The sequence below is a fragment of the Mesorhizobium sp. AA23 genome (genome assembly GCF_001672435.1).
In the GTDB taxonomy this organism is placed as follows: Bacteria; Pseudomonadota; Alphaproteobacteria; order Rhizobiales; family Rhizobiaceae; genus Mesorhizobium.
The window spans coordinates 46,744-70,541 of sequence record NZ_LYTP01000031.1 but is presented as its reverse complement, the minus strand read 5'-3'; the positions used below and the strand labels follow the sequence as shown (position 1 = coordinate 70,541).

23 protein-coding genes and 1 riboswitch are annotated in these 23,798 nt (G+C 64.1%); of the genes, 8 read left to right on the top strand and 15 right to left on the bottom strand.

The window, feature by feature from the left end; translation table 11 throughout:
• Positions 1–63 precede the first annotated feature (63 nt).
• Genes A9K66_RS25950 through A9K66_RS25935 form a run of 4 tightly spaced genes read left to right on the top strand, consistent with a single transcriptional unit; the run spans position 64 to position 7,038 of the window.
• Positions 64–2,517, top strand: a complete 2,454-nt coding sequence (locus A9K66_RS25950) for an FAD-dependent oxidoreductase (RefSeq protein WP_067329261.1) — start codon at positions 64–66, stop codon at positions 2,515–2,517.
• A complete protein-coding gene (locus A9K66_RS25945; protein WP_067329258.1) occupies positions 2,514–3,413 on the top strand; it encodes a homocysteine S-methyltransferase family protein in 900 nt (299 codons plus the stop codon). The genes A9K66_RS25950 and A9K66_RS25945 overlap by 4 nt, the downstream gene beginning before the upstream one ends.
• Positions 3,413–4,594: a pyridoxal phosphate-dependent aminotransferase gene (locus A9K66_RS25940; protein ID WP_067329255.1), complete on the top strand. Its 1,182-nt coding sequence runs from the start codon at positions 3,413–3,415 to the stop codon at positions 4,592–4,594. Before A9K66_RS25945 ends, A9K66_RS25940 begins: the two co-directional genes overlap by 1 nt.
• Positions 4,591–7,038: an FAD-dependent oxidoreductase gene (locus A9K66_RS25935; protein WP_067329251.1), complete on the top strand. Its 2,448-nt coding sequence runs from the start codon at positions 4,591–4,593 to the stop codon at positions 7,036–7,038. The genes A9K66_RS25940 and A9K66_RS25935 overlap by 4 nt, the downstream gene beginning before the upstream one ends.
• Positions 7,039–7,177: 139 nt before the next feature.
• Here A9K66_RS25935 and A9K66_RS25930 read toward each other — a convergent pair whose 3' ends face one another.
• From A9K66_RS25930 to A9K66_RS25900, 7 genes are all read right to left on the bottom strand, one after another.
• Positions 7,178–7,765: an NAD(P)H-dependent oxidoreductase gene (locus tag A9K66_RS25930; protein WP_067329249.1), complete on the bottom strand. Its 588-nt coding sequence runs from the start codon at positions 7,763–7,765 to the stop codon at positions 7,178–7,180.
• Positions 7,765–8,346 carry an NAD(P)H-dependent oxidoreductase gene (locus tag A9K66_RS25925; RefSeq protein ID WP_067329247.1) on the bottom strand — a complete coding sequence of 194 codons (582 nt, stop codon included), beginning with the start codon at positions 8,344–8,346 and terminating at the stop codon, positions 7,765–7,767. Before A9K66_RS25925 ends, A9K66_RS25930 begins: the two co-directional genes overlap by 1 nt.
• Before the next feature lie 127 nt (positions 8,347–8,473).
• Complete coding sequence (locus A9K66_RS25920; RefSeq protein ID WP_082954089.1) at positions 8,474–9,871, bottom strand: FAD-binding oxidoreductase; 1,398 nt, start codon at positions 9,869–9,871, stop codon at positions 8,474–8,476.
• A gap of 2 nt (positions 9,872–9,873) precedes the next feature.
• Entirely contained in the window at positions 9,874–11,172 is a 1,299-nt protein-coding gene (locus tag A9K66_RS25915; RefSeq protein ID WP_067329614.1) for a cytosine deaminase, read from the bottom strand.
• A gap of 12 nt (positions 11,173–11,184) precedes the next feature.
• A complete protein-coding gene (locus A9K66_RS25910; protein WP_067329242.1) occupies positions 11,185–12,036 on the bottom strand; it encodes an ABC transporter permease in 852 nt (283 codons plus the stop codon).
• Entirely contained in the window at positions 12,023–12,841 is an 819-nt protein-coding gene (locus A9K66_RS25905) for an ABC transporter ATP-binding protein (RefSeq protein ID WP_067329240.1), read from the bottom strand. Before A9K66_RS25905 ends, A9K66_RS25910 begins: the two co-directional genes overlap by 14 nt.
• A 15-nt stretch (positions 12,842–12,856) precedes the next feature.
• A complete protein-coding gene (locus A9K66_RS25900) occupies positions 12,857–13,861 on the bottom strand; it encodes an ABC transporter substrate-binding protein (RefSeq protein ID WP_067329238.1) in 1,005 nt (334 codons plus the stop codon).
• 254 nt (positions 13,862–14,115) lie between these two features.
• Between A9K66_RS25900 and A9K66_RS25895 the strand changes: the two genes are divergently transcribed.
• Positions 14,116–14,499, top strand: coding sequence for a RidA family protein (locus tag A9K66_RS25895; protein ID WP_067329236.1), 384 nt, complete (start codon positions 14,116–14,118; stop codon positions 14,497–14,499).
• 65 nt (positions 14,500–14,564) lie between these two features.
• Positions 14,565–15,362, top strand: coding sequence for a creatininase family protein (locus A9K66_RS25890; RefSeq protein ID WP_067329234.1), 798 nt, complete (start codon positions 14,565–14,567; stop codon positions 15,360–15,362).
• A gap of 15 nt (positions 15,363–15,377) precedes the next feature.
• On the opposite strand, the gene A9K66_RS25885 is transcribed toward A9K66_RS25890, so the two are convergent.
• Positions 15,378–15,887 (bottom strand): tyrosine phosphatase family protein, encoded by a 510-nt coding sequence (locus A9K66_RS25885; RefSeq protein ID WP_067329232.1) that lies wholly within the window; start codon positions 15,885–15,887, stop codon positions 15,378–15,380.
• Between the two features lie 2 nt (positions 15,888–15,889).
• The gene (cobD, locus tag A9K66_RS25880) at positions 15,890–16,939 is read right to left on the bottom strand and encodes a threonine-phosphate decarboxylase CobD (protein WP_067329229.1); all 1,050 of its coding nucleotides are present in this window, start codon (positions 16,937–16,939) and stop codon (positions 15,890–15,892) included.
• Between cobD and cbiB the strand changes: the two genes are divergently transcribed.
• Positions 16,938–17,927, top strand: coding sequence for an adenosylcobinamide-phosphate synthase CbiB (gene cbiB, locus A9K66_RS25875; protein WP_067329227.1), 990 nt, complete (start codon positions 16,938–16,940; stop codon positions 17,925–17,927). The genes cobD and cbiB overlap by 2 nt on opposite strands.
• 6 nt (positions 17,928–17,933) lie before the next feature.
• Here cbiB and cobO read toward each other — a convergent pair whose 3' ends face one another.
• The 5 genes from cobO to A9K66_RS25850 form a co-directional block, all read right to left on the bottom strand.
• Positions 17,934–18,563, bottom strand: a complete 630-nt coding sequence (cobO, locus tag A9K66_RS25870; RefSeq protein WP_066999565.1) for a cob(I)yrinic acid a,c-diamide adenosyltransferase — start codon at positions 18,561–18,563, stop codon at positions 17,934–17,936.
• Position 18,564: 1 nt separating this feature from the next.
• Entirely contained in the window at positions 18,565–19,086 is a 522-nt protein-coding gene (cobU, locus tag A9K66_RS25865) for a bifunctional adenosylcobinamide kinase/adenosylcobinamide-phosphate guanylyltransferase (RefSeq protein ID WP_067329225.1), read from the bottom strand.
• On the bottom strand, positions 19,079–19,876 hold the full coding sequence (locus tag A9K66_RS25860; protein ID WP_067329223.1) for a CbtA family protein: 798 nt from the start codon (positions 19,874–19,876) through the stop codon (positions 19,079–19,081). Before A9K66_RS25860 ends, cobU begins: the two co-directional genes overlap by 8 nt.
• 15 nt (positions 19,877–19,891) lie before the next feature.
• Complete coding sequence (locus A9K66_RS25855; RefSeq protein ID WP_067329221.1) at positions 19,892–20,071, bottom strand: CbtB domain-containing protein; 180 nt, start codon at positions 20,069–20,071, stop codon at positions 19,892–19,894.
• A gap of 36 nt (positions 20,072–20,107) precedes the next feature.
• A riboswitch (cobalamin riboswitch) is annotated at positions 20,108–20,306 on the bottom strand.
• A 70-nt stretch (positions 20,307–20,376) separates the two neighbouring features.
• Entirely contained in the window at positions 20,377–21,063 is a 687-nt protein-coding gene (locus A9K66_RS25850) for a gamma-glutamylcyclotransferase (RefSeq protein WP_067329219.1), read from the bottom strand.
• 141 nt (positions 21,064–21,204) lie between these two features.
• Between A9K66_RS25850 and A9K66_RS25845 the strand changes: the two genes are divergently transcribed.
• The gene (locus tag A9K66_RS25845; protein WP_067329611.1) at positions 21,205–22,404 is read left to right on the top strand and encodes an aromatic ring-hydroxylating dioxygenase subunit alpha; all 1,200 of its coding nucleotides are present in this window, start codon (positions 21,205–21,207) and stop codon (positions 22,402–22,404) included.
• Here A9K66_RS25845 and A9K66_RS25840 read toward each other — a convergent pair.
• Positions 22,373–23,572 (bottom strand): MFS transporter, encoded by a 1,200-nt coding sequence (locus A9K66_RS25840; protein WP_067329217.1) that lies wholly within the window; start codon positions 23,570–23,572, stop codon positions 22,373–22,375. The genes A9K66_RS25845 and A9K66_RS25840 overlap by 32 nt on opposite strands.
• Positions 23,573–23,798: the final 226 nt, after the last annotated feature.

Here is a 23,798-nt window from a genome sequence, read left to right as displayed (position 1 = left end):
AGGCCTGCATGAAACAAAGAATCAAAAGCGCGTCCTGACGCGCTTTGGACGTTGGAGGAGAACATGGCCGGTTTGCCGACCACGGCACGCGTGGTGATCATCGGAGGCGGTGTCGTTGGCGCCTCCTCACTTTACCACCTTTGCAAGGCGGGCTGGACCGACTGCGTGCTCTTGGAAAAGAACGAGCTGACCTCCGGCTCGACTTGGCACGCGGCCGGCAACGTGCCGACCTTCTCGTCGTCCTGGTCGCTGATGAACATGCAGCGCTATTCTACCGAGCTCTACCGGGGCCTCGCCGACGCGGTCGACTATCCGATGAACTACCATGTCACCGGCTCGTTGCGGCTCGCCCACACCAAGGAGCGCATGCAGGAGTTCCAGCGCGCCAAAGGCATGGGCCGCTATCAAGGCATGGACATCGACCTCGTCGGCCTCGACGAGATCAAGCGCCGTTACCCCTTCATCGAGACGCATGAGCTGAAAGGCGCGCTCTACGACCCGAGCGACGGCGACATCGATCCCGCGCAATTGACGCAGGCGCTTGCCAAGGGTGCGCGCGACATGGGCGCGAAAATCATCCGCTTCTGCCCGGTCACCGGCGTTCGCCGCGAAAACGGCGAATGGGTGGTGGCGACGCCGCAGGGCGAGATCCGCTGCGAGATCGTGATCAATGCCGCCGGCTATCGCGCCGCCGAAGTTGGAAAAATGTTCGGCCGCGAAGTGCCGATGATGGTGATGAGCCATCAATATATCCTGTTCGAGGAAATCCCCGAGCTGGCCGCATGGACCAAGGAACAGGGCAAGAAACTGCCGTTGCTGCGCGACGTCGACACCTCCTACTACCTGCGCCAGGAAAAGACCGGCATGAATCTCGGTCCCTATGAGCGCAATTGCCGCGCGCATTGGGTCGGCCACAACGATCCGATGCCGGAGGATTTTTCCTTCCAGCTTTTCCCGGACGATCTCGACCGTCTCGAGCATTACCTTGCCGACGCCGTTGCCCGTGTGCCGATCCTCGGCACCGCAGGCCTTTCCAAGGTGATCAACGGGCCGATACCTTACGCGCCGGATGGCAATCCGCTGATCGGTCCGATGCCCGGCGTGCCGAATGCTTTCGAGGCCTGCGTCTTCACCTTCGGCATTGCGCAAGGTGGCGGCGCCGGCAAGGTGCTGGCCGAATGGGTGACCGAGGGCCAGACCGAATGGGACATGTGGTCCTGCGATCCGCGCCGCTTCACCGCCTTTGCTTCGGCACCCGACTATTGCGTTGCCAAGGGCATGGAGATCTACGGCAACGAATACGCCATCCAGTTCCCGCGCCACGCCTGGCCGGCCGGCCGCGACCGCAAGCACTCGCCGCTGCATGAGCGCGTCAAAGCGCGGGGTGGCCAGTTCGACGCTTATAACGGCTGGGAGCGCGCCACCTGGTACGCGCAACCGGGCGACGACATTTCGGAAGAATCAACGCTGACTTTCCGCCGCGACGGGCCATGGCAGCAGCGCGTTCGCGAGGAATGCCTGGCTGTGCGCGATGCAGCCGGCATCCTCGACCTGCCCGGCTTCTCGCGTTTCAACCTCGAAGGTCCGGGCGCCGCCGAATGGCTGGCCCTGCAGGTCACCGGCCTCGTGCCGAAGCCCGGCCGCATCGGCCTGGTTTATTTCGCGGACGATAAGGGCCGCATCGTTACCGAAATGTCGGTCGTGCGCCATGGCGAGGACCAGATGACGCTAATCACCGCGGCCGTCGCGCAGTGGCACGACTTCGAATGGTTGAAGTCGCGCATGCCGGCCGATGCGGCCTTCAGGCTGACCGATCGCACGGAGGAATACTCAACCCAGATTCTCGCCGGCCCGAACTCGCGCGCTATCCTTGCTGACGTCTGCGACGCCGATCTCTCCCTGCCTTGGCTGACGCATCAGGAGACGGCCATCGCCGGCCGCTGGGCGAAGCTGGTGCGCGTCTCCTTCGCCGGCGAGCTCGGTTGGGAGATCCACACCAAGGTCGCGGACACGGCCACTGTCTTCGACGCCGTTTGGGCCGCCGGCCAGAGGCATGGCCTAAAGCCCTTCGGCATGTACGCGCTGGATTCGCTTCGGCTGGAAAAAGGCTACCGCACCTGGAAAGGCGACCTCTCGACCGACTATTCCATCCTGCAGGGCGGGCTCCAACGCTTCGTCAAATGGGACAAGCCCGACTTCCGCGGCAAGGCGGCGCTGCTCAACGAAAGGCAGCAGGGCGTGAAGAAGCGCTTCGTCACGCTGGTCCTAGAAAACCCCAGCGATTGCGACGCGCCCTATATGTCGACGCTCTGGCATGACGGCAAGATTGTCGGCGAGACGACGTCGGGCGGCTGGGGCCATCGCGTCGATAAGTCGATCGCGCTCGGCATGCTGCGTTCCGACCTGACCGAGCCCGGCACGGCGGTCGAGGTCGAAATCTTCGGCGACCGTTTCAAGGCGGTGGTGCAGAAGGACGAGCCGTTGTGGGATCCGAAGAACGAAAGGTTGAGAGCATGACATCCGTCATTCTTACCGATGGCGGCATGGGCCAGGAGCTGGTCCGTCGCAGTCAGTCCGAACCGACGCCTTTGTGGTCGGCCAGAGTGCTGATCGACGAACCGGAACTGGTGCGCGACCTGCATGCGGCATTCATCCGTGCCGGCGCCCGCGTCATCACCATCAACACCTATTCGGCCACGCCCGAGCGCCTGGCGCGCGAGGGCGCGGAAGAGCTGTTTAAGCCTCTGCAGAAGCGCGGCATCGAGCTCGCCCGGCAGGCGCGCGAAGAAGCGGGTGAAGCCGCCATCGCCGGCTGCCTCTCGCCTCTGTTCGGCAGCTACGCGCCGGCGCTGACCATCTCCTTCGAGGACACGCTCGGCATTTACCGCCGCATCGTCGCCGAACAGGCAGAAGGCGTCGATTTGTTCCTGTGCGAGACCATGGCTTCCGCCGACGAGGCTCGCGCGGCGGTCACCGCGGCATGCGAGAGCGGCAAGCCGGTCTGGGTATCCTGGACTCTCGCCGACCACGGCACGCCCCGCCTGCGCAGCGGCGAGAGCATTGCCGCCGCGGCTAGCGCCCTCGGCGATCTGCCGGTGGCGGCACGGCTGCTCAACTGCTGCCGGCCCGAAGCCATTGCCGCCGCATTGCCGGAACTGCTGGCCCTCGGCGGTCCGGTTGGCGCCTATGCCAATGGCTTCACCTCGGTCGAGGCGCTCAAGCATGGCGGCACGGTCGACGTGCTGCACGCGCGCCATGATCTCGATCCGCACGCCTATGCCGACCAGGCGATGGGCTGGGTCGAGACTGGCGCCAGCATTGTAGGCGGCTGTTGCGAAGTCGGGCCGGCTCACATCGCTGCGCTACGCGACCGGCTCATTGAGGCCGGCCATCACATCTCGGGAGTAGCCTGATGCCAAAACCATCAAAGCGCATTACCGGCATCGTGCCATCGGGCAAGGATGGCTGGGAAGTCCACTTCGCCGCCTGGACCCGCAGGGCAGCCGGCGAGGACATCATCGTGCTCTCGGTCGGCGACCATGATTTCGACACGCCGCCGCAAACGATCGAGGCCTGCGTCAACGCCGTCCGCGGCAGCAACCACCACTACACGCCGCTTTCCGGGCTGCCGCGCCTGCGCAAGGCCATGGCAGCTGCCTCCACCGCCTGCACCGGCGTCCTGACGGATCCCGACGAGGTCATCGCCACGGCCGGCGGTCAGGGCGCACTTTACGCCGCCGTGCAGGGCGTGCTCGACCCCGGCGATCACGCGATCGTCGTCGCGCCTTATTATGCCACCTACCCCAACACCTTCAGCGCCGCCGGCGCCAGCTTCACCGTGGTCGAGACGCCGGCCGAGGACGGCTTCCAGCCGCGCGCCGATAGGATCCGCGCGGCGCTCAGGCCCAACACGCGCGCCATCCTGATCAACACCCCGAACAACCCGACAGGCGCAGTCTATTCGCGCGAACGGCTCGAGCAATTGGCCGAAATCTGCAAGGAGCACGATCTCTGGCTGCTATCCGACGAGGTCTACTGGACGCTCGGCGGCGGCGAGCACATCTCGCCGCGCTCGCTGCCCGGCATGTCCGAGCGCACGCTGGTCATCAATTCCATGTCGAAAAGCCACGGCATGACCGGCTGGCGCATGGGCTGGCTCACCGGCCCGAAGGCGATGATCGCGCTGATGACCGATCTCAACCTGGTGACCACCTACGGCCTGCCGGCCTTCATCTCGATCGCTTGCGCCGAGGCGCTTGAAAACCACTACGGCGTGGACGAAATAGCCGAGCGTTACGCCGGGCGCCGCGCCGTGTTCCTCGACGCCATTCGCGGCGCAAATGAAGTCACCGTGCGCGGCTCCGAAGGCGGCATGTATGTCATGCTCGACATATCGGCCATCGAGCCCGACGACGAGAAATTCGCCTGGGCGCTGCTCGACAAGGAGAAGATCGGCGTCATGCCTGGCTCGAGCTTCGGCGAGGCCGCCGCCGGCCACATCCGCATCAGCCTCTGCCAGCCTGAACCTGTCCTTCAGGAAGCAGCGCTTCGCGTGCGCCGCTTCGCTTCCGACTACCGCCGCGAGGCCGCATGACCAAAACCATTCCAACCAAAGCTCGCGCGGTCATTATCGGCGGCGGCGTCTCCGGCTGCTCGGTCGCCTATCATCTGGCCAAGCTCGGCTGGACCGACATCGTGCTGCTTGAGCGCAAGCAGCTCACCTGCGGCACGACCTGGCACGCCGCCGGCCTGATCGGCCAGTTGCGCGCCTCGCAGAACATGACCCGGCTGGCGAAATACTCGGCCGACCTCTACGTCAAGCTCGAGGCGGAGACCGACGTCGGCACCGGCATGCGCCAGGTCGGCTCGATCACCGTGGCGCTGACCGAGGAACGCAAGCATGAAATTTATAGGCAGGCCTCGCTAGCCCGCGCCTTCGATGTCGACGTGCGCGAGATTTCGCCAACCGAAGTCAAGGAGATGTACCCGCATCTCAACGTCTCCGATGTGGTCGGCGCGGTGCATTTGCCTCTCGACGGCCAGTGCGACCCCGCCAATATCGCCATGGCGCTGGCCAAGGGCGCGCGGCAACGCGGAGCGACGGTTATCGAAAACGTGAAGGTCATCAAGGTCCACACCAGGAACGGCCGCGTCTCCGGTGTCTCCTGGGCTCAGGGCGAGGACCAGGGCACGATCGAGACCGACATCGTCGTCAACTGCGCCGGTATGTGGGCGCGCGAGCTCGGCCGGCAGAACGGCGTCACCATCCCGCTGCACGCCTGCGAGCATTTCTACCTCGTCACCGAGCCCATCCCCGGCCTCACCCGCCTGCCGGTGCTGCGCGTGCCGGACGAGTGCGCCTACTACAAGGAAGACGCCGGCAAGATGATGCTCGGCGCCTTCGAGCCGGTGGCGAAACCCTGGGGCATGGACGGCATCCGCGAGGATTTCTGCTTCGACCAGTTGCCCGAGGACATGGACCATTTCGAGCCGATCCTCGAAATGGGCGTCAACCGTATGCCGATGCTGGGCACGGCCGGCATCCACACCTTCTTCAACGGCCCCGAGAGTTTTACTCCCGACGACCGCTACTATCTCGGCGAGGCGCCGGAACTCTCCGGCTACTGGATGGCGACCGGCTACAATTCGATCGGCATCGTTTCCTCCGGCGGCGCCGGCATGGCCCTGGCGCAGTGGATCAATGACGGCGAGGCGCCTTTCGACCTCTGGGAGGTCGACATCCGCCGCGCCCAGCCCTTCCAGAAGAACCGTCGCTACCTCAAGGAACGCGTCTCCGAAACGCTCGGCCTGCTCTACGCCGATCATTTCCCCTATCGCCAGATGGCTACCTCGCGCGGCGTGCGCCGCTCGCCTCTGCACGAGCATCTGAAGGCTCGTGGCGCCGTCTTCGGCGAGGTGGCCGGCTGGGAGCGCGCCAACTGGTTTGCCCGCGAAGGACAGGAGCGCGAATACCGCTATTCCTGGAAGCGGCAGAACTGGTTCGACAACCAGCGCGAGGAACACCTCGCCGTGCGCAACGGCGTCGGCCTGTTCGACATGACCTCGTTCGGCAAGATCCGCGTTGAAGGCCGCGACGCTTGTGCCTTCCTGCAGCGGCTCTGCGCCAACGACATGGACGTGGAACCGGGCAAGATCGTCTACACGCAGATGCTCAACGCCAAAGGCGGCATCGAGAGCGACCTCACCGTGACGCGGCTGTCCGAGACCGCCTATTTCCTCGTCGTGCCGGGCGCCACCTTGCAGCGTGACCTCGCCTGGCTGAGGCGGCACGTCGCCGACGAATTCGTCGTCATTACCGACGTAACCGCTGCCGAAGCCGTCATCTGCCTGATGGGCCCCGATTCGCGAAAGCTGATCCAGAAGGTGAGCCCCAACGATTTTTCCAACCAGGCCAATCCGTTCGGCACCTTCCAGGAGATCGAGATCGGCATGGGGTTGGCCCGTGCCCATCGCGTTACCTATGTCGGCGAGCTCGGCTGGGAACTCTATGTCTCGACCGATCAGGCCGCCCATGTCTTCGAGGCGATCATTGAAGCCGGCGCCGATGTCGGGCTGAAGCTCTGCGGCCTGCATACTCTGGATTCCTGCCGCATCGAAAAGGCCTTCCGCCATTTCGGCCACGACATCACCGACGAGGACCATGTGCTGGAGGCAGGTCTTGGCTTCGCGGTGAAGACGGCCAAGAGCGACTTCATCGGTCGTGACGCGGTGCTCAGGAAGAAGGAAGCCGGGTTGAGCCGCAGGCTGGTGCAGTTCCGCCTCAAGGACCCGCAGCCCCTGTTATTCCACAACGAAGCAATCCTGCGCGACGGCATGATCGTCGGTCCGATCACCTCGGGCAATTACGGCCACCATCTCGGCGGCGCGATCGGGCTCGGCTATGTGCCCTGCGAGGGCGAGAGCGAGGCTGATGTGCTGGGCTCATCCTACGAGGTCGAGATCGCAGGCGAGCGTTTCGCCGCGGAAGCATCGTTGAGGCCAATGTACGACCCGAAGGCTGAACGGGTGCGGATGTAGCGCAGTGTTCCCTTCTCCCCGTTCAACGGGGAGAAGGTGCCCGAAGGGCGGATGAGGGGCAGCGCCACACCTTTGCGACGCCGCCCCTCATCTGCTGCCGCCGTCTTCTCCTCATTTAACAGGGAGAAGAGAGCTATCCTCAAAAGCTTTCCAGCCTCGCCCTTACCTTCGCCAGAAACGCCGTCCGGCTCTTCGGCGTTGAGGAATCCATCAGGTAGTGCGCCAGGAAGAATGTCTTGCAGCGGGGGGCGCAGATGGCGCGCATGCCGCGCAGGATCGTCTTGCGGCCGGGCTGGCCGACAACGACGCTCCACCACGTCGGCGCGCCACAGGTGGTGATGACGCCGACCTTGGTCACATGGGTCATCAGCGATTGGATCCGGCCTCTGCCGCGCGGCAGCTTGAAGGCGATGTCGGTCGCCCACACGCGATCGAACCAGCCCTTCAGCATCGCCGGCAATCCGTACCACCAGGTGGGGTAGATGAAGAGGATCGCCTCGGCCCATTGCAGATGCTCGAAATGCGGCCTGAGCTCGGGATCCTCAGGCGCGCGCTCGTTGTAGGAGCGCCGCTCTTCGCAGCTCATCACCGGATTGAACTTCTCGGCATAGAGATCGAGCAGCCGCACGTCCCAGCCTCGTCGCGTCAGCACCTCTATCGCCATGTCGCGGATCGCGGCGCAATAGCTCTCCGGCACCGGATGGCAATAGACCACCAGCACGCGCATCAGAATTGATCCATGCTGGCGGCTACCTTCGCCATGAAGGCCTTGCGCGTCTGATCCGTCGAAAGGTTCATCGAATAGTGTGCGAGGTAAGAGACGGAGGCGCCTGGCTTGATGGTGGCCCGCAGCGTGCGCTTCACCATTTTGCGCGGCGGATCGCCCATCAGCATGGCGCGAAAACGACTGCCGCCGTAGGTGGTGATGGCCGCGAGCTTGCGGATGTTGTGCAGCGTCGGCCGAACCTTGCCGTCGACCAGCTTGAACGATACGCCGGGCAGGAAGACGCGGTCGAAGAAGCCCTTCAGGATAGCTGGATAGCCGTAATTCCAGACCGGAAACGACAGCACCAACGCTTCCGCCTTCTGAAGCCTTGCGATGTAACCGGCGACCGCCTCGTTCGGCCCGCGCTGATCGTGGTAGCCGAGCCGCTCTGCGCGCGTCATCCGCGGATCGAAATCCTCGGCATAGAGGTCGCAGTCGTCGATCGTGTGGCCCGCCGCGCCGAGCCGCTCGACGATCGTCCGATGCAGTCCGGCGTTGAAGCTGGTCTCCACCGGATGTGCGTAGAGCACGAGGATGTTCACGGGAGTGGATCCCGCAGGTCAGCTCGACAAACCCCTGTTGTCCCATGCCACATCTCCTCCCTTGTGCGGGAGATGTCGCCAAAGGCGACAGGCCAGAGGAGGGTGCAGCGCCGGGCGCTCATCGCGATCACCTCGCCCTTTGCAGCCCCTTGAACAGGAACGGCTTGCCGGAGCGATAGTCATAGCCCGGATTCTCCCAGGCAATCATCTTGCCGGGGTTGAGCAATCCTTGCGGGTCGGTCTCGCGCTTGAAGGCAAGCTGAACCTCGTCAGTCTGCTTCATGCCGCCCTCTTCCAGCGTGTAGCGATGGGGGTTGAAGATCCAGCAGCCATTGTCCTCGTGGATACGGATGATCTCGTCGAGCCTTTCTTCCGTGGTGAAACGGACCAGCGGCAGCCCGGCGGCGCCGATCGCGCCGTCGAAGCGGATGAATTCGAGATGCGCCGGCACCTCGTCGCCGAAGCGGTCGACCATCGCCTTGACGTGCGCGAGATGGTCCGGCGACGGATAGCGCGCCTGCAGATAGGTGATCGTCGGATCGACTCTTATGGCGCGCAGCGTCGTGTGATTCCAGGTCAGCTCGTAGGCCGGCGGCAATCCCTTGAGGTCGGTCTCCTGGTCGGCCCGGAAGACGATTTCGCCTTTGCTGGCCCGGACGAACGCGAGGAACCCATCCATCGCGTGCGGCGCGATCATGCACACCACGATGCTCTGCTCGCGCCGGAAGAACTTCTGGTGTCGCTTGAAATAATCGTAAGGAATGGGTGCCGCGATCGGCGTGATCAGCTTCGCCAATATGCCGTCCTGCTCGGCGAGGTCGTTGCCGAAGCCCGCTGCACCCATGAAATCGTCGAAGCCGACGATGACATCGACCCAATCGTAGGACGCCGTCAGCGGCATCTCAACCTCGGTGATGATGCCGTTGGTGCCATAGGCATGCATCACCTTGAGCACGTCCTCGCCCGAGAGGTCCATGACGCGCGGCTCCGCCTCCATCGTCACGGTCCGCAGCCGGATGACATTGCCGAGATCGCGCAATCCGCCCCAGCGGATCGAGCCGACGCCGCCCGAGCCGCCTGCGACGAAGCCGCCGATGGAGGCGGTGTTGTAGGTGGAGGGCGACATGCGCAGTTCCTGCGCGGAATGCGCCCGCGCGGCGCGATCGATGTCGGCCAGAACCGCTCCGGGCCCGGTCACCACGCGGCCCGGCGCGATCGCCTTGACTTCGTTCATCTCGGCGAGGTTGAGCACCACGCCGCCCGACAGCGGCATCGCCTGTCCGTAATTGCCGGTGCCGCTGCCGCGGGGTGTGACTGGAACGCCGTGCCGGTGGCAGGCGGCCAAAATGCGGATCACCTCGTCCTCGTTCTTTGGCGTAACGATCAGGTCGCCGGTGACGTGGTCGAGCTGTTGTTTGAGGACGGGGCTGTACCAGTAGAAGTCGCGGCTCTTCTGCTGGACGATGGCCGGATGGTCGTCGATCTTGAGGCCTTCGAGATCGCGCTTCAGCGCTGCGATATCCATCATCACACCATCAATTCGTCGAGTTCAGCATAGTCGGGCAGCCGGCGCTCGATCGCCCTGCCCTCGCGCACCACGATGCGATCCGATTCGGGCCGCGACAGCAATTCGGTCCAGCTGCGTCCCTTGAAGACGATGAAGTCGGCGCTACCGCCGGCGGCGAGAGTGCCGACACCTTCCAGCCGCATCACCTCGGCCGGCGTCGCCGCTATCGCTTTCGGCCAGTCACCGACAGGGTGATCGAAATGCAGGATGCGTGTCGCCATGCGGTAGACCTCCAGCATATCGAGGTCGCCATAGGCGTAGAACGGGTCGCGCGTGTTGTCGGAAGCGACAGCCACCTTGATGCCGCGTGCCTTCATCTCGTGCAGCAGCGTCACGCCGCGCCAGCGCGGCGTGGTGTGGTTGTTGCGACGGTCCTGCAGATAGAGGTTGCACATCGGCAGCGACACTACGGCCAATCCGGCCTTCGCCACCTTGTCCAGCGTGTCGAGAACTTCGAGGTCGGGCTGGCGCGCCAGCGAGCAGCAATGCCCGATCAGGATATTGCCCTCAAAACCGTTCCACAGCGAAGCCTCGGCGATCTTCTTCAGCGAGACGGCCGCGACATCGTCGGTCTCGTCGGCATGGAAATCGAGGTCGAGCCCATGCTTTATGGCTTCAGCGAACACCTTGTCGAGCAGTTCCTCGAGGTCGGGCACCATGTAAGTGACAACGCCGAGCACGCCCTTGGCCGCGGCGACGCGTTTTGCCAAACGCTCGAACCAGGCCTTGTCGCGCACGCCTTCGATGCCAAGCAGACAGGCGGCCTGCAGCTCGATCCGGCCTCGCCATTTTTCCCGCATCGTCTCGAACACCGGCCAGGAAATTTCCTCCTGCGGCGCCACGCTGTCGAGATGCGTGCGCAAGGCCCTGGTACCGTGCGCGTAAGCTGAGCGCAGCGAGAAATCCATGCGCCTCGCCACGTCCTCCGCGCTCCAGCGAGCGGTGCGGTCGGCGGCAGTTGCGTTGAGCGCGCGTATGAAGGTGCCGTCGGGATTTGGCTTGCGCGGCCAGATATGGCCCTTGTCGATATGCGTATGGCAGTCGACGAAGCAGGGCAGCACGATGCGGCCGCCAAGGTCGATTGCGTCGAATGGCTGCTCGGCTTTGCCGTGCGCAATGATGCTAGCAATCTTGCCGTCGGCGACGGCAATGTCGGCAAGCGCAAAACCATCGGCATCGAAGCTTGCGGCAAGGCCCGGCGTCAGCGATTGATGAACGCGGACGTTGGCGAGCTGGTAACGACCAGAGGCTGGGATCAACATTCAGGCACCCTAGCGCTCCTGCTTCAGCGCGCTCTCGTGCCAGCGGCGCAGGATGAGATGCGACACCAGCGACAGCACGAGGAAGATCAGGATGCCGGTGAGCGAGATCAGGATCAGCGCCGCGAACAGCCTGGGAGCATTGAGCCGGTAGCCCGCCTCGATGATGCGCGAGGCAAGCCCGGACGATTGCCCCTGCGCGCCGGCGACGAACTCGGCCACCACGGCGCCGATCAGCGACAGGCCGCCGGCGATCTTCAGCCCACCGAGGAAATAGGGCATCGCCGCCGGCAGGCGCAGATAGCGCAATTGCTGCCAGCGGGTCGCGCCGTTGAGCTTGAACAAATCGCGCAGGTTGCGGTCGACCGAGTTCAGCCCGAGCGTGGTGTTGGAGAGGATCGGGAAGAAGGCGACGATCCAGGCACAGAGCAGGAGCTTGGTCGTCTGGTTGTTAATATAGATGTTGATCAGGGGGAAGATCGCCACGATCGGCGTCACCTGCAGCACGATGGCGAAGGGGAAGAACGACATTTCGACCCATTTAGACTGCGCGAACAGCACCGCCAGCCCGACGCCGCCGATGACGGCAAGCAGCAGGCTGAGGAAGGTGATCCTGAGCGTCACCAGCAGCGAAGAGAACAACAGCCAGGCATCGTCATGCAGCGTCTGCAGCACCACGCCCGGGCGCGGCAGGATGTATTGCGGGATCTCGTTCCAGACGCAGATGCGATCCCACAGCCAGATCGCAAGCACCATGATCGCCAGAGGCAGAACCCATTTGCCGATCCGCTCCAGCCGCTCCTGGCGGACGCGGCGCGCCTCTTCCGCGTCGAGCTTCAGGGCATTATCTTCAATGGCCGTCATGATGAGGTCCGGCGGTTGAGTTGATGGCATTGACCAGCACGTCCGAGGCCTGCCGGCAGAGCGCCGCATAATCGGGCGAAGTCCGGAATGCCTCGTCGCGCGGATAAGGCGCTTCGATTGCAAGCTCGCCGTGAACGCGGCCCGGTCGTGCCGCCATGACGACGACACGACTGGACAGGAACACGCTTTCGAAGACGCTATGGGTGACGAAGACGACGGTAAACCGCTCGTCCTGCCAAAGCTCGAGAAGATCGTTGTTGAGCTTGAAGCGGGTAATCTCGTCAAGCGCCGCGAAGGGCTCGTCCATCAGAAGAATGCGCGGCTTGGTCACCATAGCCCGCGCGATCGAGACACGCATCTTCATGCCGCCGGAAAGCTCACGCGGCACGGCATTCTCGAAACCGGTGAGGTGCACGCGCGACAGCATTTCCATCACCGCGGGCTTGGCCTCCGCGCGCGACACGCCTTGCAGCCTGAGCGGCAGCCAGACATTGTCGAAGACGCTGGCCCATGGCAGCAGCGTCGGTTCCTGGAAGACGAAGCCGATATTCGAGCGGTCGATCGAGCCGCGCCAGTCGAGCTGGCCGGAGGTCGGCGTCGACAGACCGGCGATCAACCTGAGCGCCGTCGACTTGCCGCAGCCCGAGGGCCCGAGCAGGCTTAGGAAATCGCCTTCGCGGATCGCCAGGTCGACCTTGCTCAGCGCCGTGACGCCGTTGGAAAAGACCTTGCCGACATTGCGTAAGGAAAGCAGCATCGGGCTCTCACCCGATGCCGTTGCCTGCGCCACTTTCTCCTGGATCATCTCAGGCAGGCCGCCTTACTTCTTCAGCTCCCGCCCGACCCCCTTGTTGATGAAGGCGAGCGTATAGGCCTTCTTGATGTCGATGCCCGGCTGCGCGACCTTGGCCTTGACCATCTTGTCGTAGAAGCTCTGGATGCGCGCTTCGGTCATGCCGCCGATACCGAGCTTTTCCGTATCGCCGGAATCGACAATGCCGAACTTCTTCAGCTGTTCGATCGAGAAGGCGATCTGCTCATCCGTCATGTCCGGATTGTCCTTCTTGATCATCTCGTTGGCGGCCTTGTTGTCGCCGTAGAGGTAGTTGTACCAGCCCTTGGCCGAGCCATCGACGAAGCACTGCACCACCTCCGGCCGCTTGTCGATGGTGTCCTGCATCACTTCGATGGTCGTGGCATAAGTATCCCAGCCATTGTCGGCGAGCAGGAACTGGTTCGGCACGAAGCCGCCCTGTTTCTGCACCGCGTAGGGCTCCGACGTGACATAGCCCTGCTGGATCGACTTCTTGTTGGCGATGAAGGGCGCCGGATTGAAGGTGTATGGCACGCGCTTGGCGGCATCGAAGCCGAGATCGGTCACCATCCACTGGAAGAAGGTCTGTGCGCCCTCGTCGCCGAGGATATACTGGTCGGCGTTCTTCAGGTCCTCCCACTTGTCCAGCCCTTCGCCCGGATGGGACATGATGACCTGCGGGTCCTTCTGGAAGTCGGCGGCGACGACGCGCATCGGAATCCCCTGCTGCACGGCGTCGAAGGCCGAGAGCAGGTTGCCGCCCATGTAGAAATCGATCTTGCCGGCCAGCAGCATCGGCCGGCCGCTGACCTGCGGGCCGCCCTGCATGATGGTGACGTCGAGGCCGCAGGCGGCGTAGGTTCCGTCGGCGATCGCCTGGTAGTAGCCGCCATGTTCCGGCTCGGCCAGCCAGTTGGTGCCAAAGGTGACCTTCTCGTTGGCCGCAGCGCCCAGCGTGCTGGCAGCAAGCAGCGCGATCGCACCCGCCAGGATTTTTTCTTTTCCGTACATAAACATCACCCTCTCTTGGCTCCGGCGCGCTGCGCGCTGGGCTCCACTCCATTGGTTCAAGAAGCAAGACACATGCCACCGCCTTGGGCCGCCTGCTTGCGCGGCAGTCATTGCCGAGACCGGACGGGTCATGCTGTACAAATGGCATCGTGCCCATTTTTTGGACGCCTGTCCATAATCGCCCGGGCGGCATGCACCGCATCTTGAAGCTTTCATGAATCCGGCCTTAGTCTGCCTGCCGACAGGAGAATGCCATGCTCAATTATCTCGCCCCCAAGTCGATCAAGCCGCCCTTTGCCCGTTATAGCCATGGCGTTGAAATTCCAGCGGGAAAGCGCCTTGTGCTATGTTCGGGTCAGTTGGGCATCGCGCCGGATGACGCCGTCCCGGAGGATGCCGGCGCGCAGACCGAGCTTTGCTTCAAGAATATTGCCGCAATCTTAAGCGAAGCCGGGCTGACGCTGAACGATGTCGTGCGCATCAACGCCTTCGTCACCGATCGCGCGCATCTGCAGGCCTATATGGACGTTCGCAATCGCCTGTTTTCCGATCCGGCGCCCGCTTCGACGCTGATGATCGTTTCAGGTTTTGCCCGCCCGGAATTCAAGGTCGAGGTGGAGGTTCTGGCAGCAGGCTAGCTGTTGCCCGGAATGCCCAGGCGCTTTAGACCTTCGGGCCAACAGCAGACCATCGGGAGACGACAGTGACGACAAGACGTGTGTGGTGGGGCGACTATCGGACGACCGAATACGCCTCGATCGACGCGGAAGCGACGATTGCCGTTCTGCCGGTGGCCGCGGTCGAGCAGCATGGCCCTCACCTTCCCGTCTCGACCGACACCTCGATCATGATGGGCATGCTGGAGACGGTGATTGCGCGCCTGCCCGAGGACATCGACATCCGCCTCCTGCCGGTGCAGGCGGTGGGCAAGTCGAACGAGCATCTGCATGCGCCGGGAACGCTCACCTTGCCGGCCACCACCCTGGTCGACGCCTGGACCGAGCTTGGCCTCTCGGTCGCCCGCGCCGGGGTCAGAAAGTTGATCGTCGTCAACTCGCATGGCGGCAACGAGGAGATCATGGGCATTGTCACGCGCGAATTGCGCGTGCGCGCAAAGATGCTGGCGGTGAAGACGAGCTGGCAGCGCTTCGGCCGTCCCGCTGGCATGTATACCGAGCTCGAGGACCGTCACGGCATCCATGGCGGCGATGTCGAGACCTCGTTGATGCTGCATTTCCGGCCAGATCTCGTCGATATGGGCAAGGCCGACAACTTCGTCTCCAATGTCGGTCGCGCTGAAAAGGAATTCGCCCTGCTGCGGCACACCGGAACGCACGCCTTCGCCTGGATCGCCAGCGACCTCAATCCGAACGGCGTGGTCGGCGACGCCAGTATCGCCACCGCCGAAAAAGGCCGGCTCACCGCCGAGCATCAGGCCGATGGCTTCATCACCCTGGCCAGGGATGTGCGTAAGGCGAGGCTTGCCGACTGGCTGGCGTAGCGGAACAGTGCGAGCTCAATCTCTAATGCTGAGTTCGAACGGAATCCCTTCAAAGGCATCTGCACCGCGCCCGATTGCTTCGACTGCCGCGATCATCCGGCCTTCTCGCCCAAGCAACATATCCGCAACGGCAATCAGCCTTGGATTGGGCGTCGCTGACGGCGAGAGAAAGCGCAGCGTCTTCGCCAGTTCCGCCTCGTCGCGTTTGGGCGCCAGTGCCGCCGCGATAATATAAGCCGACGCCGTGGATCGGCTGATACCGGCATAGCAGTGCACGACCATCGGTTTGGCCCTGTCCCAGCGATAGGCGAAGTCGAGCAGCGCGCGCACATGCTCCTCGCCCGGCATGGTCATGCCTTCCTGCGCGGCGACGATGTCGTGCATGACGAGATGCAGATGGTTTTCGGCCAGTATCGAGGCCGGACGGATCATCCCGGTGCCGTCGGCGAGCAGCGACAGCAAGCGCTCCGCGCCGGTTCTCGCAACGGTCTCCTCCACCTTCGACAGCGAACAGACATGGATCATCGTCAGCACTCCTTCGGCGCATCGTCGCGCCGCGAGGCCCACTCTGCAAGCGCGCTCTCGAGCCGCTGCCACTCCTCTTCGCTGCCGGGCAGACCGACGCGCAAGACCTGCGGTCGATCGGCAAAATGACGGACCAGGATACCGCGTTCGCCAAGAGCGGAGAACAGGGAGGCAGCATCAGAGAAAGACAAATAGCGGAACAAACTGGTGCCGCCGGCGACCGCGATACCGAATCGGCTGAGCAGCGCGTCGAGGCGCTTGGCATCGGCTGCCAGGCCCTGTCGCATGTCATCCTGCCACTCGGCGTCCGCCAATGCGCGGATTCCGTATTCAAGTGCAGGACCGGCGACAGCCCATGGCCCAAGCTGCGCCTCCAACCGCTCGGCGGTCAGTTGGTCGGCCAGCGCGAAACCAAGCCTTACGCCGGCAAGGCCGAAGAATTTGCCGAAGGAGCGCAGCACCACCATACCACCCTGGCCCACATCGCCAGCCAGACTGTGTTGGACCGGGCCGACATCCATGAAGGCTTCGTCGACCACCAGCAGGCCGCCCTTCGCGCGAAGCCGCGCAGCAAGGCCGACCAGGCGGTCCCTTTCGATCACTCGCCCATCCGGATTGTTCGGGTTGACCAGCACGGCAAGGTCCGCGTCCGCCAAGGCGTCGAAGTCGCCCGCCTCCACAACCGCGTGGCCTGCAATCGCGGCCACCCTGGCGTGCTCGGCATAGGTTGGACCCAGCACCAGTGCCTTGCCTGGTTTCACCAGCGAAGCGACCCGCGGCAACAAAATCTGCGTGCCGGGCGCGGCCACGACATGCGCCGCCGACCGCGCGCCATACGCCTTGGCCGCAATTTCGGCCAATTCGCGCAGTCGTCCTGGCTCCGGCAATCGTGACAGGGCGGTGGCGGGCAGATCAAAAAGCGGATAGGAGTGCGGATTGATACCTGTCGAGAGGTCAAGGAAAGGCTGTGGCGCATGAGGGAAGAGCGCGCTTGCCCGGCCAAGGCTGCCGCCGTGATCAACCGCTGCAACCGCTCCGCTTAGAAGCTTCATGTCGATCCTGATCGCTTTCCTGTCACTCGCCATCGAACGTGCCCTTGGCTATCCGGACTGGTTGTTCAACGCCATCGGTCATCCGGTAACCTGGATCGGCAGGCTGATATCCTTTCTCGATCGCAGGCTCAACCGCGCCACCGATTCCGACGAATTGCGTCGCCGCCGCGGCGTCCAGGCGCTTCTGGTCATCCTGCTGGTGCCGGCGGCCATCGGCCTGACGCTGCATGTCCTGCTCTGGCTGATCTTTCCGTCCGGCCTGGTCATCGCGGCCATTCTCAGCTCCTCGCTTCTGTCGCAGAAGAGCCTCGCCGAGCATGTCGAGGATGTCGCCGATGCGCTGGAGACCGGTGGCCTGACGCTCGGCCGCATCGCCGTTTCGCGCATCGTCGGCCGCGATCCGGACAAGCTCGACAGGGCGGGCGTTGCCCGCGCCGCGATCGAAAGCCTGGCCGAGAATTTCTCCGATGGCATCGTCGCGCCCGCCATATGGACCGGTGTCGGTGGTTTGGCCGGGGGTGCTGCCTACAAGGCCGCCAACACCGCCGATTCCATGATCGGCCACCGCACGCCGAAATACGAGGCCTTCGGCCGGGCGGCCGCTCGCTTCGACGACCTGGTCAACCTGCCGGCATCGCGGCTCACCGGCCTGCTGATTGTGCTGGCGGCCTTCATCGTCAAGGGCGCCGACCCCCGCAATGCCTGGCAGGTCATGCGGCGTGACGCGAAGAAGCACCGTTCGCCCAATGCCGGCTGGCCGGAAGCCGCCATGGCCGGCGCGCTGGGGCTCGCCCTGGCCGGACCGCGCACTTATGGCGGCGAGGTCGTCGAGGATGCCTTCATGGGCGAAGGCGGCAGGCGCGAGGCCGAAAGCACCGACATAAGGCAGGCGCTGGAACTCTATCGCGTCGCCGACGGGCTGTTGATCGGCCTGTTCGCGATTCTGTCGGCGACGGTGATCTACCTGACCATTTTGATCGGCGGCTAAGGCGCCTCAGAATTCAATCCCCTGCTGCGCCTTCACACCGGCCGCGAAATGGTGCTTGGTCAGCCCCATCTCGGTGACGAGATCGGCGGCCTCCACAAGCAGCGGCTTAGCATTGCGGCCGGTGACGACGACATGCAGGCCCTCGCGACGCGCCTTCAGCGCCGCGACCACCTTTTCCAGCTCGAGATAGTCGTAGCGCAGAGCGATGTTGAGCTCGTCGAGGACCACGAGGCTGATCGACGGGTCGGCAATCAGCTCGAGCGCCCTCGCCCAGGCAGCCTCGGCGGCGGCAATGTCGCGCTTCAGGTCCTGCGTCTCCCAGGTGAAGCCCTCGCCCATCGCGTGCCAGACGACGCGATCGCCAAAGGCGGCGAAGGCATCCTTCTCGCCCGTGTGCCATTTGCCTTTGATGAACTGGACGACGCCGACGCGCTTGCCGTAGCCGAGCATCCTCAGCGCCAGGCCGAACGCAGCCGTGGTCTTGCCCTTGCCCGGCCCCGTATTGACGATCAGCAGTCCCTTCTCGATCGTCTTGCCGGCCACCTCGGCATCCTGCACCGCCTTGCGCTTGGCCATCTTGGCTCGATGGCGTTCGGCATCCTTGTCGTCGATGATCGTGTCTTTGATCTCGCCCATGTCACTTCACCTTGAGCGGCAGCCCCGCCACCATCATCAGCACGCTGTCGGCGACAGCCGCGACCTGCTGGTTGAGCCGCCCGGCGGCGTCGCGGAACCGGCGCGCCAGCGCATTGTCCGGCACGATGCCGAGCCCGACTTCGTTAGACACCACAAACCACGGTCCGCGCGGCTGCGAAAGCACATCCGAGAGCCGCCGGCACTCGGCCTCGATATCGTGGTCCGCCAGCATATGATTGCTCAGCCACAATGTCAGGCAATCGATAAGCACCGGCTGGTGATCGGGCAAGGCGTCGATCGCGCCGACCAGGTCGAGCGGCGCATCGACGGTGACCCAGCCTTTGCCGCGGCGCGAGCGATGCAGCGCGATGCGCTCGCGCATCTCCTCGTCATAGGCCTGCGCGGTGGCGATATAGGCCCAAGGCGACGGGCTTGCCGCCACCAGGCACTCGGCATGCGCGCTCTTGCCGGAGCGCGCACCGCCGATGATGAAAGTCAGATGGCCGTCCGCGCGATCAGGCAAAGCTGTCGCGCAGGCTGGTCGATGTACCGGTGAAGCGCCCGCGCACCACACCGACGGCCGCACCGAGCACCAGCCAGAAGACCAGGTCGGTGAGGGTCACCGCCACCACGAACTGATGGTGCAGCCCTTCGGGAATCGCCGTCTCGAAGCTGACGGGCTGCGGCGCGCCGACTACGTGCGGAGCGACGATCAGCACGACCGCCAGAATTGCCAAGGGCAGCGACTTGCGAAAGGCGATCAATCCAAGGCCGACCGCGGTTGCGGCCACCGTCGAAATCCACCAGATCTGGCGCGGCAGAAGTTCCGCCGCCGGCATGGCCGGCAGTTCCGGCGGCAGGCCGAGGCCGGGCGCGAGCGTGAAAACCGCAAAACCGGCAAGGCCCCAGAACACGCCCTGGCGCCAGCTGCCGATGCCACCGGCGAATTCCGACACCGCGACCAGGATCAGCGCGAAGCCGATGCCGGTGACGATGTTTGCGACAACGTTGAAGGCGAAGCGCTCGAAGCCGTCGGCCGGAGCCCAGCCCTCGTCCTCGGTCGGAGCCGCCGCTTCCGTCGACGCAGGAGCGGCGCTGCTCATCGCATTGCCCGCCGGTTCGGCCGAGCTCATGGCAGTGCCAGTTCCAGTGTTGGCGGCATGGTCGTGGTGATGACCGCCGCCCGCCTTTTCATAGACTTCCGCTTTGAGGATCAGCGGCACGGTCGCATAGGCCTGCATGCAGGCAAGCGCGATGCCCGCCACGAGCCCTGCGATCGCCGCGACGAACACGACGTTGCGAAACAGATTCATGATATCGGGCCTTCGTCAGTGGCAGGGAAAAGCCATCGAGTGACGATAGTCGTGGGCAGCGTTGTGGATCGCATCGATGTGCGAGAAGCCGACGAAACCGACGACGAAAATGCCGAGCAGCGCGGCGAGAGCCAGCTGCATGATGCGCGACTGCGAGGAGACGGAGGCGCCGAGGGCGACGGAAGCGGTATTCATGTCTTGTCCTTTCGCCCTCCACCCGAGGGCATCGAAGTCAACTTTCCTGTCGCCGGCAGGTCTCCTGGCTCGCGGATTCGCACCCTTCCCCACCTTCCCGAGGACAAACCTCAGTGGTCTATGGAGAGGACTACCGCACACAGTTGCGGGGGCAGCCACGGCTTAGGGCAAAGACTCCACCCTCACCGCATTCCCTCTTGGCTCCAAAAACGGAACCGACGACGCCAGCGACTATAGGCAGAATCGTCGCGACCGGCAAACCAAATTCCGTCACGCCGCAGCGTGATTGCGGCACCGGTTTCGGACTAAGATCCGGCGATCCGCTCGGCGACGAGCTTCTGCAATCGCCACAAATGGCGGTCGTGAATACCGCGCTGTTCGAGGTTCTTCACCGTGTTGTAGAGATAGTCGGCGCCTGAACCCCAGTGGCCGCACGAGGTCGCCAGCCGTTCGACCACCTCGTCTTCGTTGAGTGGGCCGGCATAGGTCGTGCCTTTGCGATTGATGACGAAGGCAAGCGCTCTCAACGGCCCCTTGTCGGTTGCGAGTTGCAGCAGGCGCGGTCGGTAGCTGGTCGGCTTCAGCGTCATCTCGCGGCGAAAAAGCCTGTCCAGCGCCTGCCGGCGGTCACCACCGTTCAGGCGGAAAGCAACGCCCTTGCATTGGCCGCCACGATCCAGCGCCATCATCAGGCCGGGCCTTTGCTTGGTGCCGCGCCAGCGCGTCATCTTCATGCAGAAGGAGCGATGCCAGCCGCGAGCCACGGCGACGCGCTCCTCAAAATGCTCGATTTCCGGTTTCCAGATCAGCGAGCCGTAGCCGAACAGCCAGAGAGGCTCGGTTGCAGGTAGCTCGGCCTCGAATGCATCCAGCATGGCTTCATAGTCGCTGTCCACGAGATGCTCGGCATCCGGGTCGGGCCCCGGGTCATCGACCGCGCGAAAACAGCGGGCGACCAGTTCCACGGTCAGCGACATCGTTCTTGCAGGCATACTTTGCAATCCTGGGCAGCCGGCGAAACCGCAGGCGATTACGAAGTGACCTTAAGGGCAGCACCCGGAAGCGACAATGGCCGCGCAATTGACAACGGTCCTGCCCGGGTGTCGGCTGTCATCAGCCAAGGGGAGCCGCTCATGCAGCCAAATCCTAGCGAACACAGCCGCTACAATGGCCTCACCAGCCTCGAGCCGACGTTGCCTGCAAGCGCCTATCGGGAAGCCGACGCTTACCGGCTCGATCTCGAAGCGATCTGGTATCGGAGCTGGCTCATGGTTTGCCGCGAAGCCGATCTCGCGGAACCTCTTGCCTTTCGAACCGCGCGTATCGGCTCGCAGCAGGTCGTCGTGCTGCGCGACGAGGCCGGGAGCTTGCGCGCCTTCCACAACACCTGCCGGCATCGCGGCTCGCAGCTCTGCCAGGAAAGCGAAGGGCGGCTGAAGGCAAGGCTGCTCACCTGCCCCTACCACGCCTGGTCCTATTCGCTGCGCGGCGATCTCGTCCGTGTCCCATCGAAATCGCTGCCCGAAGGCTTCGACAAGGACAATTATCCGCTCTACCGGGTGGCGCTGTCAGTGTGGCGCGGCTTCGTCTTCATCAATCTCGCAGTGGAGCCCGATGGCTCGGCGGAAGCCTCCTTCGACTCCGCCTCCCGCGATCTTTCGAACTGGCCGCTGGAGACGCTCGTCCCCGGACACCGGCTCACCAAGGTGATGAACTGCAACTGGAAAATCTTCTGGGAGAACTTCAACGAATGCCTGCATTGCCCGGGCGTGCACAAGGACCTGTCGCGGCTGGTGCCGATCTATGGGCGCGGCCTGATGGCGAGGCATGACGATCCGGAATGGGCGCGCTATGCGGATAATGATGCGCCGGAGTTTTCCGGCGGCCTACGCGCCGGCGCCGAGACCTGGTCGCGCGACGGACGCGTCCATGGGCCGGTCTTTGCCGGGCTGACGCCGGCCGAGCGAGCCGCCGGCCAGACCTACGCTACCTCGCTGCCCTCGATGTTCGTCGTCGGCCATGTCGACTATGTCCGCACGGTGCGTCTCGCCCCGCTCGGGCCGGAGCAGACGGAACTCACCGCCGAATGGCTGTTCGCGCCCGATGCCCTGGCACAAACCGATATCGACAACATCGTCGCCTTCGGCGCGCAGGTGCTGGAGGAGGACGCCGCGATCTGCGAGATCAACCAGAAGGGCATGCACTCGATCCGCCACCAGGCCGGCGTGCTGATGCCCGAGGAGTACGATTTGCGCCGCTTCCACGAGTGGGTGCGTGGGCGCCATGCCGCGTTGCAGCCGGTCAAAACGACTTCGGCAGATAGCGCCAGGTGAAGAAGCCACAGAAGGCGGCCAACAGGCCGAGCGTGACGAACACCGAGCCGAGACCGAAGAAGGAGAGCACCACCGAATAGACCAGCGGCGGCGTCAGCTCGGAGAAATCGAGATAGGTTCGGTAGACAGCCGCCATCTGCGCTCGTTCATAGGAACGCACTGAGCGCATGAAGGCTGTCGAGCCCAGCGCGTCGAGCGCAATGGTGAACAAGGCGCCGCCGAGCAGGAAGGCGGCGGTGAGCAGCGGCGCGGCGGCGCCGACGCCGCCGGCCACGAAGAGCATCGCCGCCATGGCGAAATAGGCGAAAGCCATGGTCCGACGGCCGCCGAAGCGCTTTCCCGCCCTGCCCCAGAAGATCGCCATGAACAGAAGCGCATTGCCGGCCGAAACCAGCAGCCCGCCGGCAAGCTTGCCCTCGCCCGTGATCACCATGAACAGCGGGCCATAGACGAAGAAGGTCGTCCAGAAACACGAGCGCCCGAAGGCGATCAGCCACGCGAGGCGCAACCGCGGCTGCGCGACGAAGCGGCCGATATTGGCGAGCGGGTTGATCGGACGGCTCTTGCCGGGACGGATCGAAGGGTTGTCGCCCAGCCGATAGGTCCAGAACAACGCCAGCAGCGCCAGCGCGAAAGCCACGACCGCGCCGTTTGCGGCATAAATCCCGAAGCGCGTATAGAGGAAAATGCCGAGCGTCGGCCCGCCGGTCCAGGCGAACATCGACCAAGCCATGCGCAGCGATTCCGCCTGCATGAAGTCGGTCTTGCGGATATGGTCCATGATGTAGAGGTTAAGCGTGATGGACAGCGCGCTCGCCCCCATGACACGGCACAGCATCCCGGCGAGTTGTCCCGGCAGCGTGTGGGTGACGAAGAACACCGAGCCGATCGCCAGCATCAGGCAGCCGGCCGTGTAGACCCAGCGCCGCGCGAAGCGGCGGATCAGCATCGGCATGAACAGCGTCACCGACAGCCCGAGCAGCGACACGATGGTGTAGAGGATCGAGACGATCTGCTCGTTGTGCAGGATTTCGTAGGCCTGGATCGGGATGACGCTGGAGATGGTGGCGCGAGCAAAGGATTCGACCGCATAGAGCGAAGCGAAGGTGCGCGCATCGGCGGGCCTGAGAGCCGGAAGCCAGATCGGATGGCGCACATGGGTGGACATCGGCCCTCCGAAAAGTGAATCGCTCGCCAAATCTGGCCAGACCAGTCGCGGACCGGTAGCAGGAAACCGACTCCGAGAGGCCGAAAAGCGAAGCCGGCCAGAGGCTTTCCGCCGCTGGCCTAAAGCGGCTTGCCATGCCGCCTGAATGGCAGCAGCCGATCCACCCTCTGTTGTTCGCCCGAACCGTGATAGTCGTTTGGCACGACTGAATCGGATTGCGAGATCA

Excerpts from the sequence above, each read along its gene's own strand:
- A9K66_RS25895 (WP_067329236.1), top strand. The coding sequence starts at position 14,116 with ATGCTCAATTATCTCGCCCCCAAGTCGATCAAGCCGCCCTTTGCCCGT.
- A9K66_RS25855 (WP_067329221.1), bottom strand. The coding sequence starts at position 20,071 with ATGAATACCGCTTCCGTCGCCCTCGGCGCCTCCGTCTCCTCGCAGTCG.
- A9K66_RS25900 (WP_067329238.1), bottom strand. The coding sequence starts at position 13,861 with ATGTACGGAAAAGAAAAAATCCTGGCGGGTGCGATCGCGCTGCTTGCT.
- A9K66_RS25935 (WP_067329251.1), top strand. The coding sequence starts at position 4,591 with ATGACCAAAACCATTCCAACCAAAGCTCGCGCGGTCATTATCGGCGGC.
- A9K66_RS25940 (WP_067329255.1), top strand. The coding sequence starts at position 3,413 with ATGCCAAAACCATCAAAGCGCATTACCGGCATCGTGCCATCGGGCAAG.
- A9K66_RS25845 (WP_067329611.1), top strand. The coding sequence starts at position 21,205 with ATGCAGCCAAATCCTAGCGAACACAGCCGCTACAATGGCCTCACCAGC.
- A9K66_RS25945 (WP_067329258.1), top strand. The coding sequence starts at position 2,514 with ATGACATCCGTCATTCTTACCGATGGCGGCATGGGCCAGGAGCTGGTC.
- cobD (WP_067329229.1), bottom strand. The coding sequence starts at position 16,939 with ATGAAGCTTCTAAGCGGAGCGGTTGCAGCGGTTGATCACGGCGGCAGC.
- A9K66_RS25910 (WP_067329242.1), bottom strand. The coding sequence starts at position 12,036 with ATGACGGCCATTGAAGATAATGCCCTGAAGCTCGACGCGGAAGAGGCG.
- A9K66_RS25920 (WP_082954089.1), bottom strand. The coding sequence starts at position 9,871 with ATGGATATCGCAGCGCTGAAGCGCGATCTCGAAGGCCTCAAGATCGAC.
- A9K66_RS25850 (WP_067329219.1), bottom strand. The coding sequence starts at position 21,063 with ATGCCTGCAAGAACGATGTCGCTGACCGTGGAACTGGTCGCCCGCTGT.
- A9K66_RS25885 (WP_067329232.1), bottom strand. The coding sequence starts at position 15,887 with ATGATCCATGTCTGTTCGCTGTCGAAGGTGGAGGAGACCGTTGCGAGA.
- A9K66_RS25950 (WP_067329261.1), top strand. The coding sequence starts at position 64 with ATGGCCGGTTTGCCGACCACGGCACGCGTGGTGATCATCGGAGGCGGT.
- A9K66_RS25840 (WP_067329217.1), bottom strand. The coding sequence starts at position 23,572 with ATGTCCACCCATGTGCGCCATCCGATCTGGCTTCCGGCTCTCAGGCCC.
- A9K66_RS25930 (WP_067329249.1), bottom strand. The coding sequence starts at position 7,765 with ATGCGCGTGCTGGTGGTCTATTGCCATCCGGTGCCGGAGAGCTATTGC.
- cbiB (WP_067329227.1), top strand. The coding sequence starts at position 16,938 with ATGTCGATCCTGATCGCTTTCCTGTCACTCGCCATCGAACGTGCCCTT.
- cobO (WP_066999565.1), bottom strand. The coding sequence starts at position 18,563 with ATGGGCGAGATCAAAGACACGATCATCGACGACAAGGATGCCGAACGC.
- A9K66_RS25905 (WP_067329240.1), bottom strand. The coding sequence starts at position 12,841 with ATGATCCAGGAGAAAGTGGCGCAGGCAACGGCATCGGGTGAGAGCCCG.
- A9K66_RS25860 (WP_067329223.1), bottom strand. The coding sequence starts at position 19,876 with ATGAATCTGTTTCGCAACGTCGTGTTCGTCGCGGCGATCGCAGGGCTC.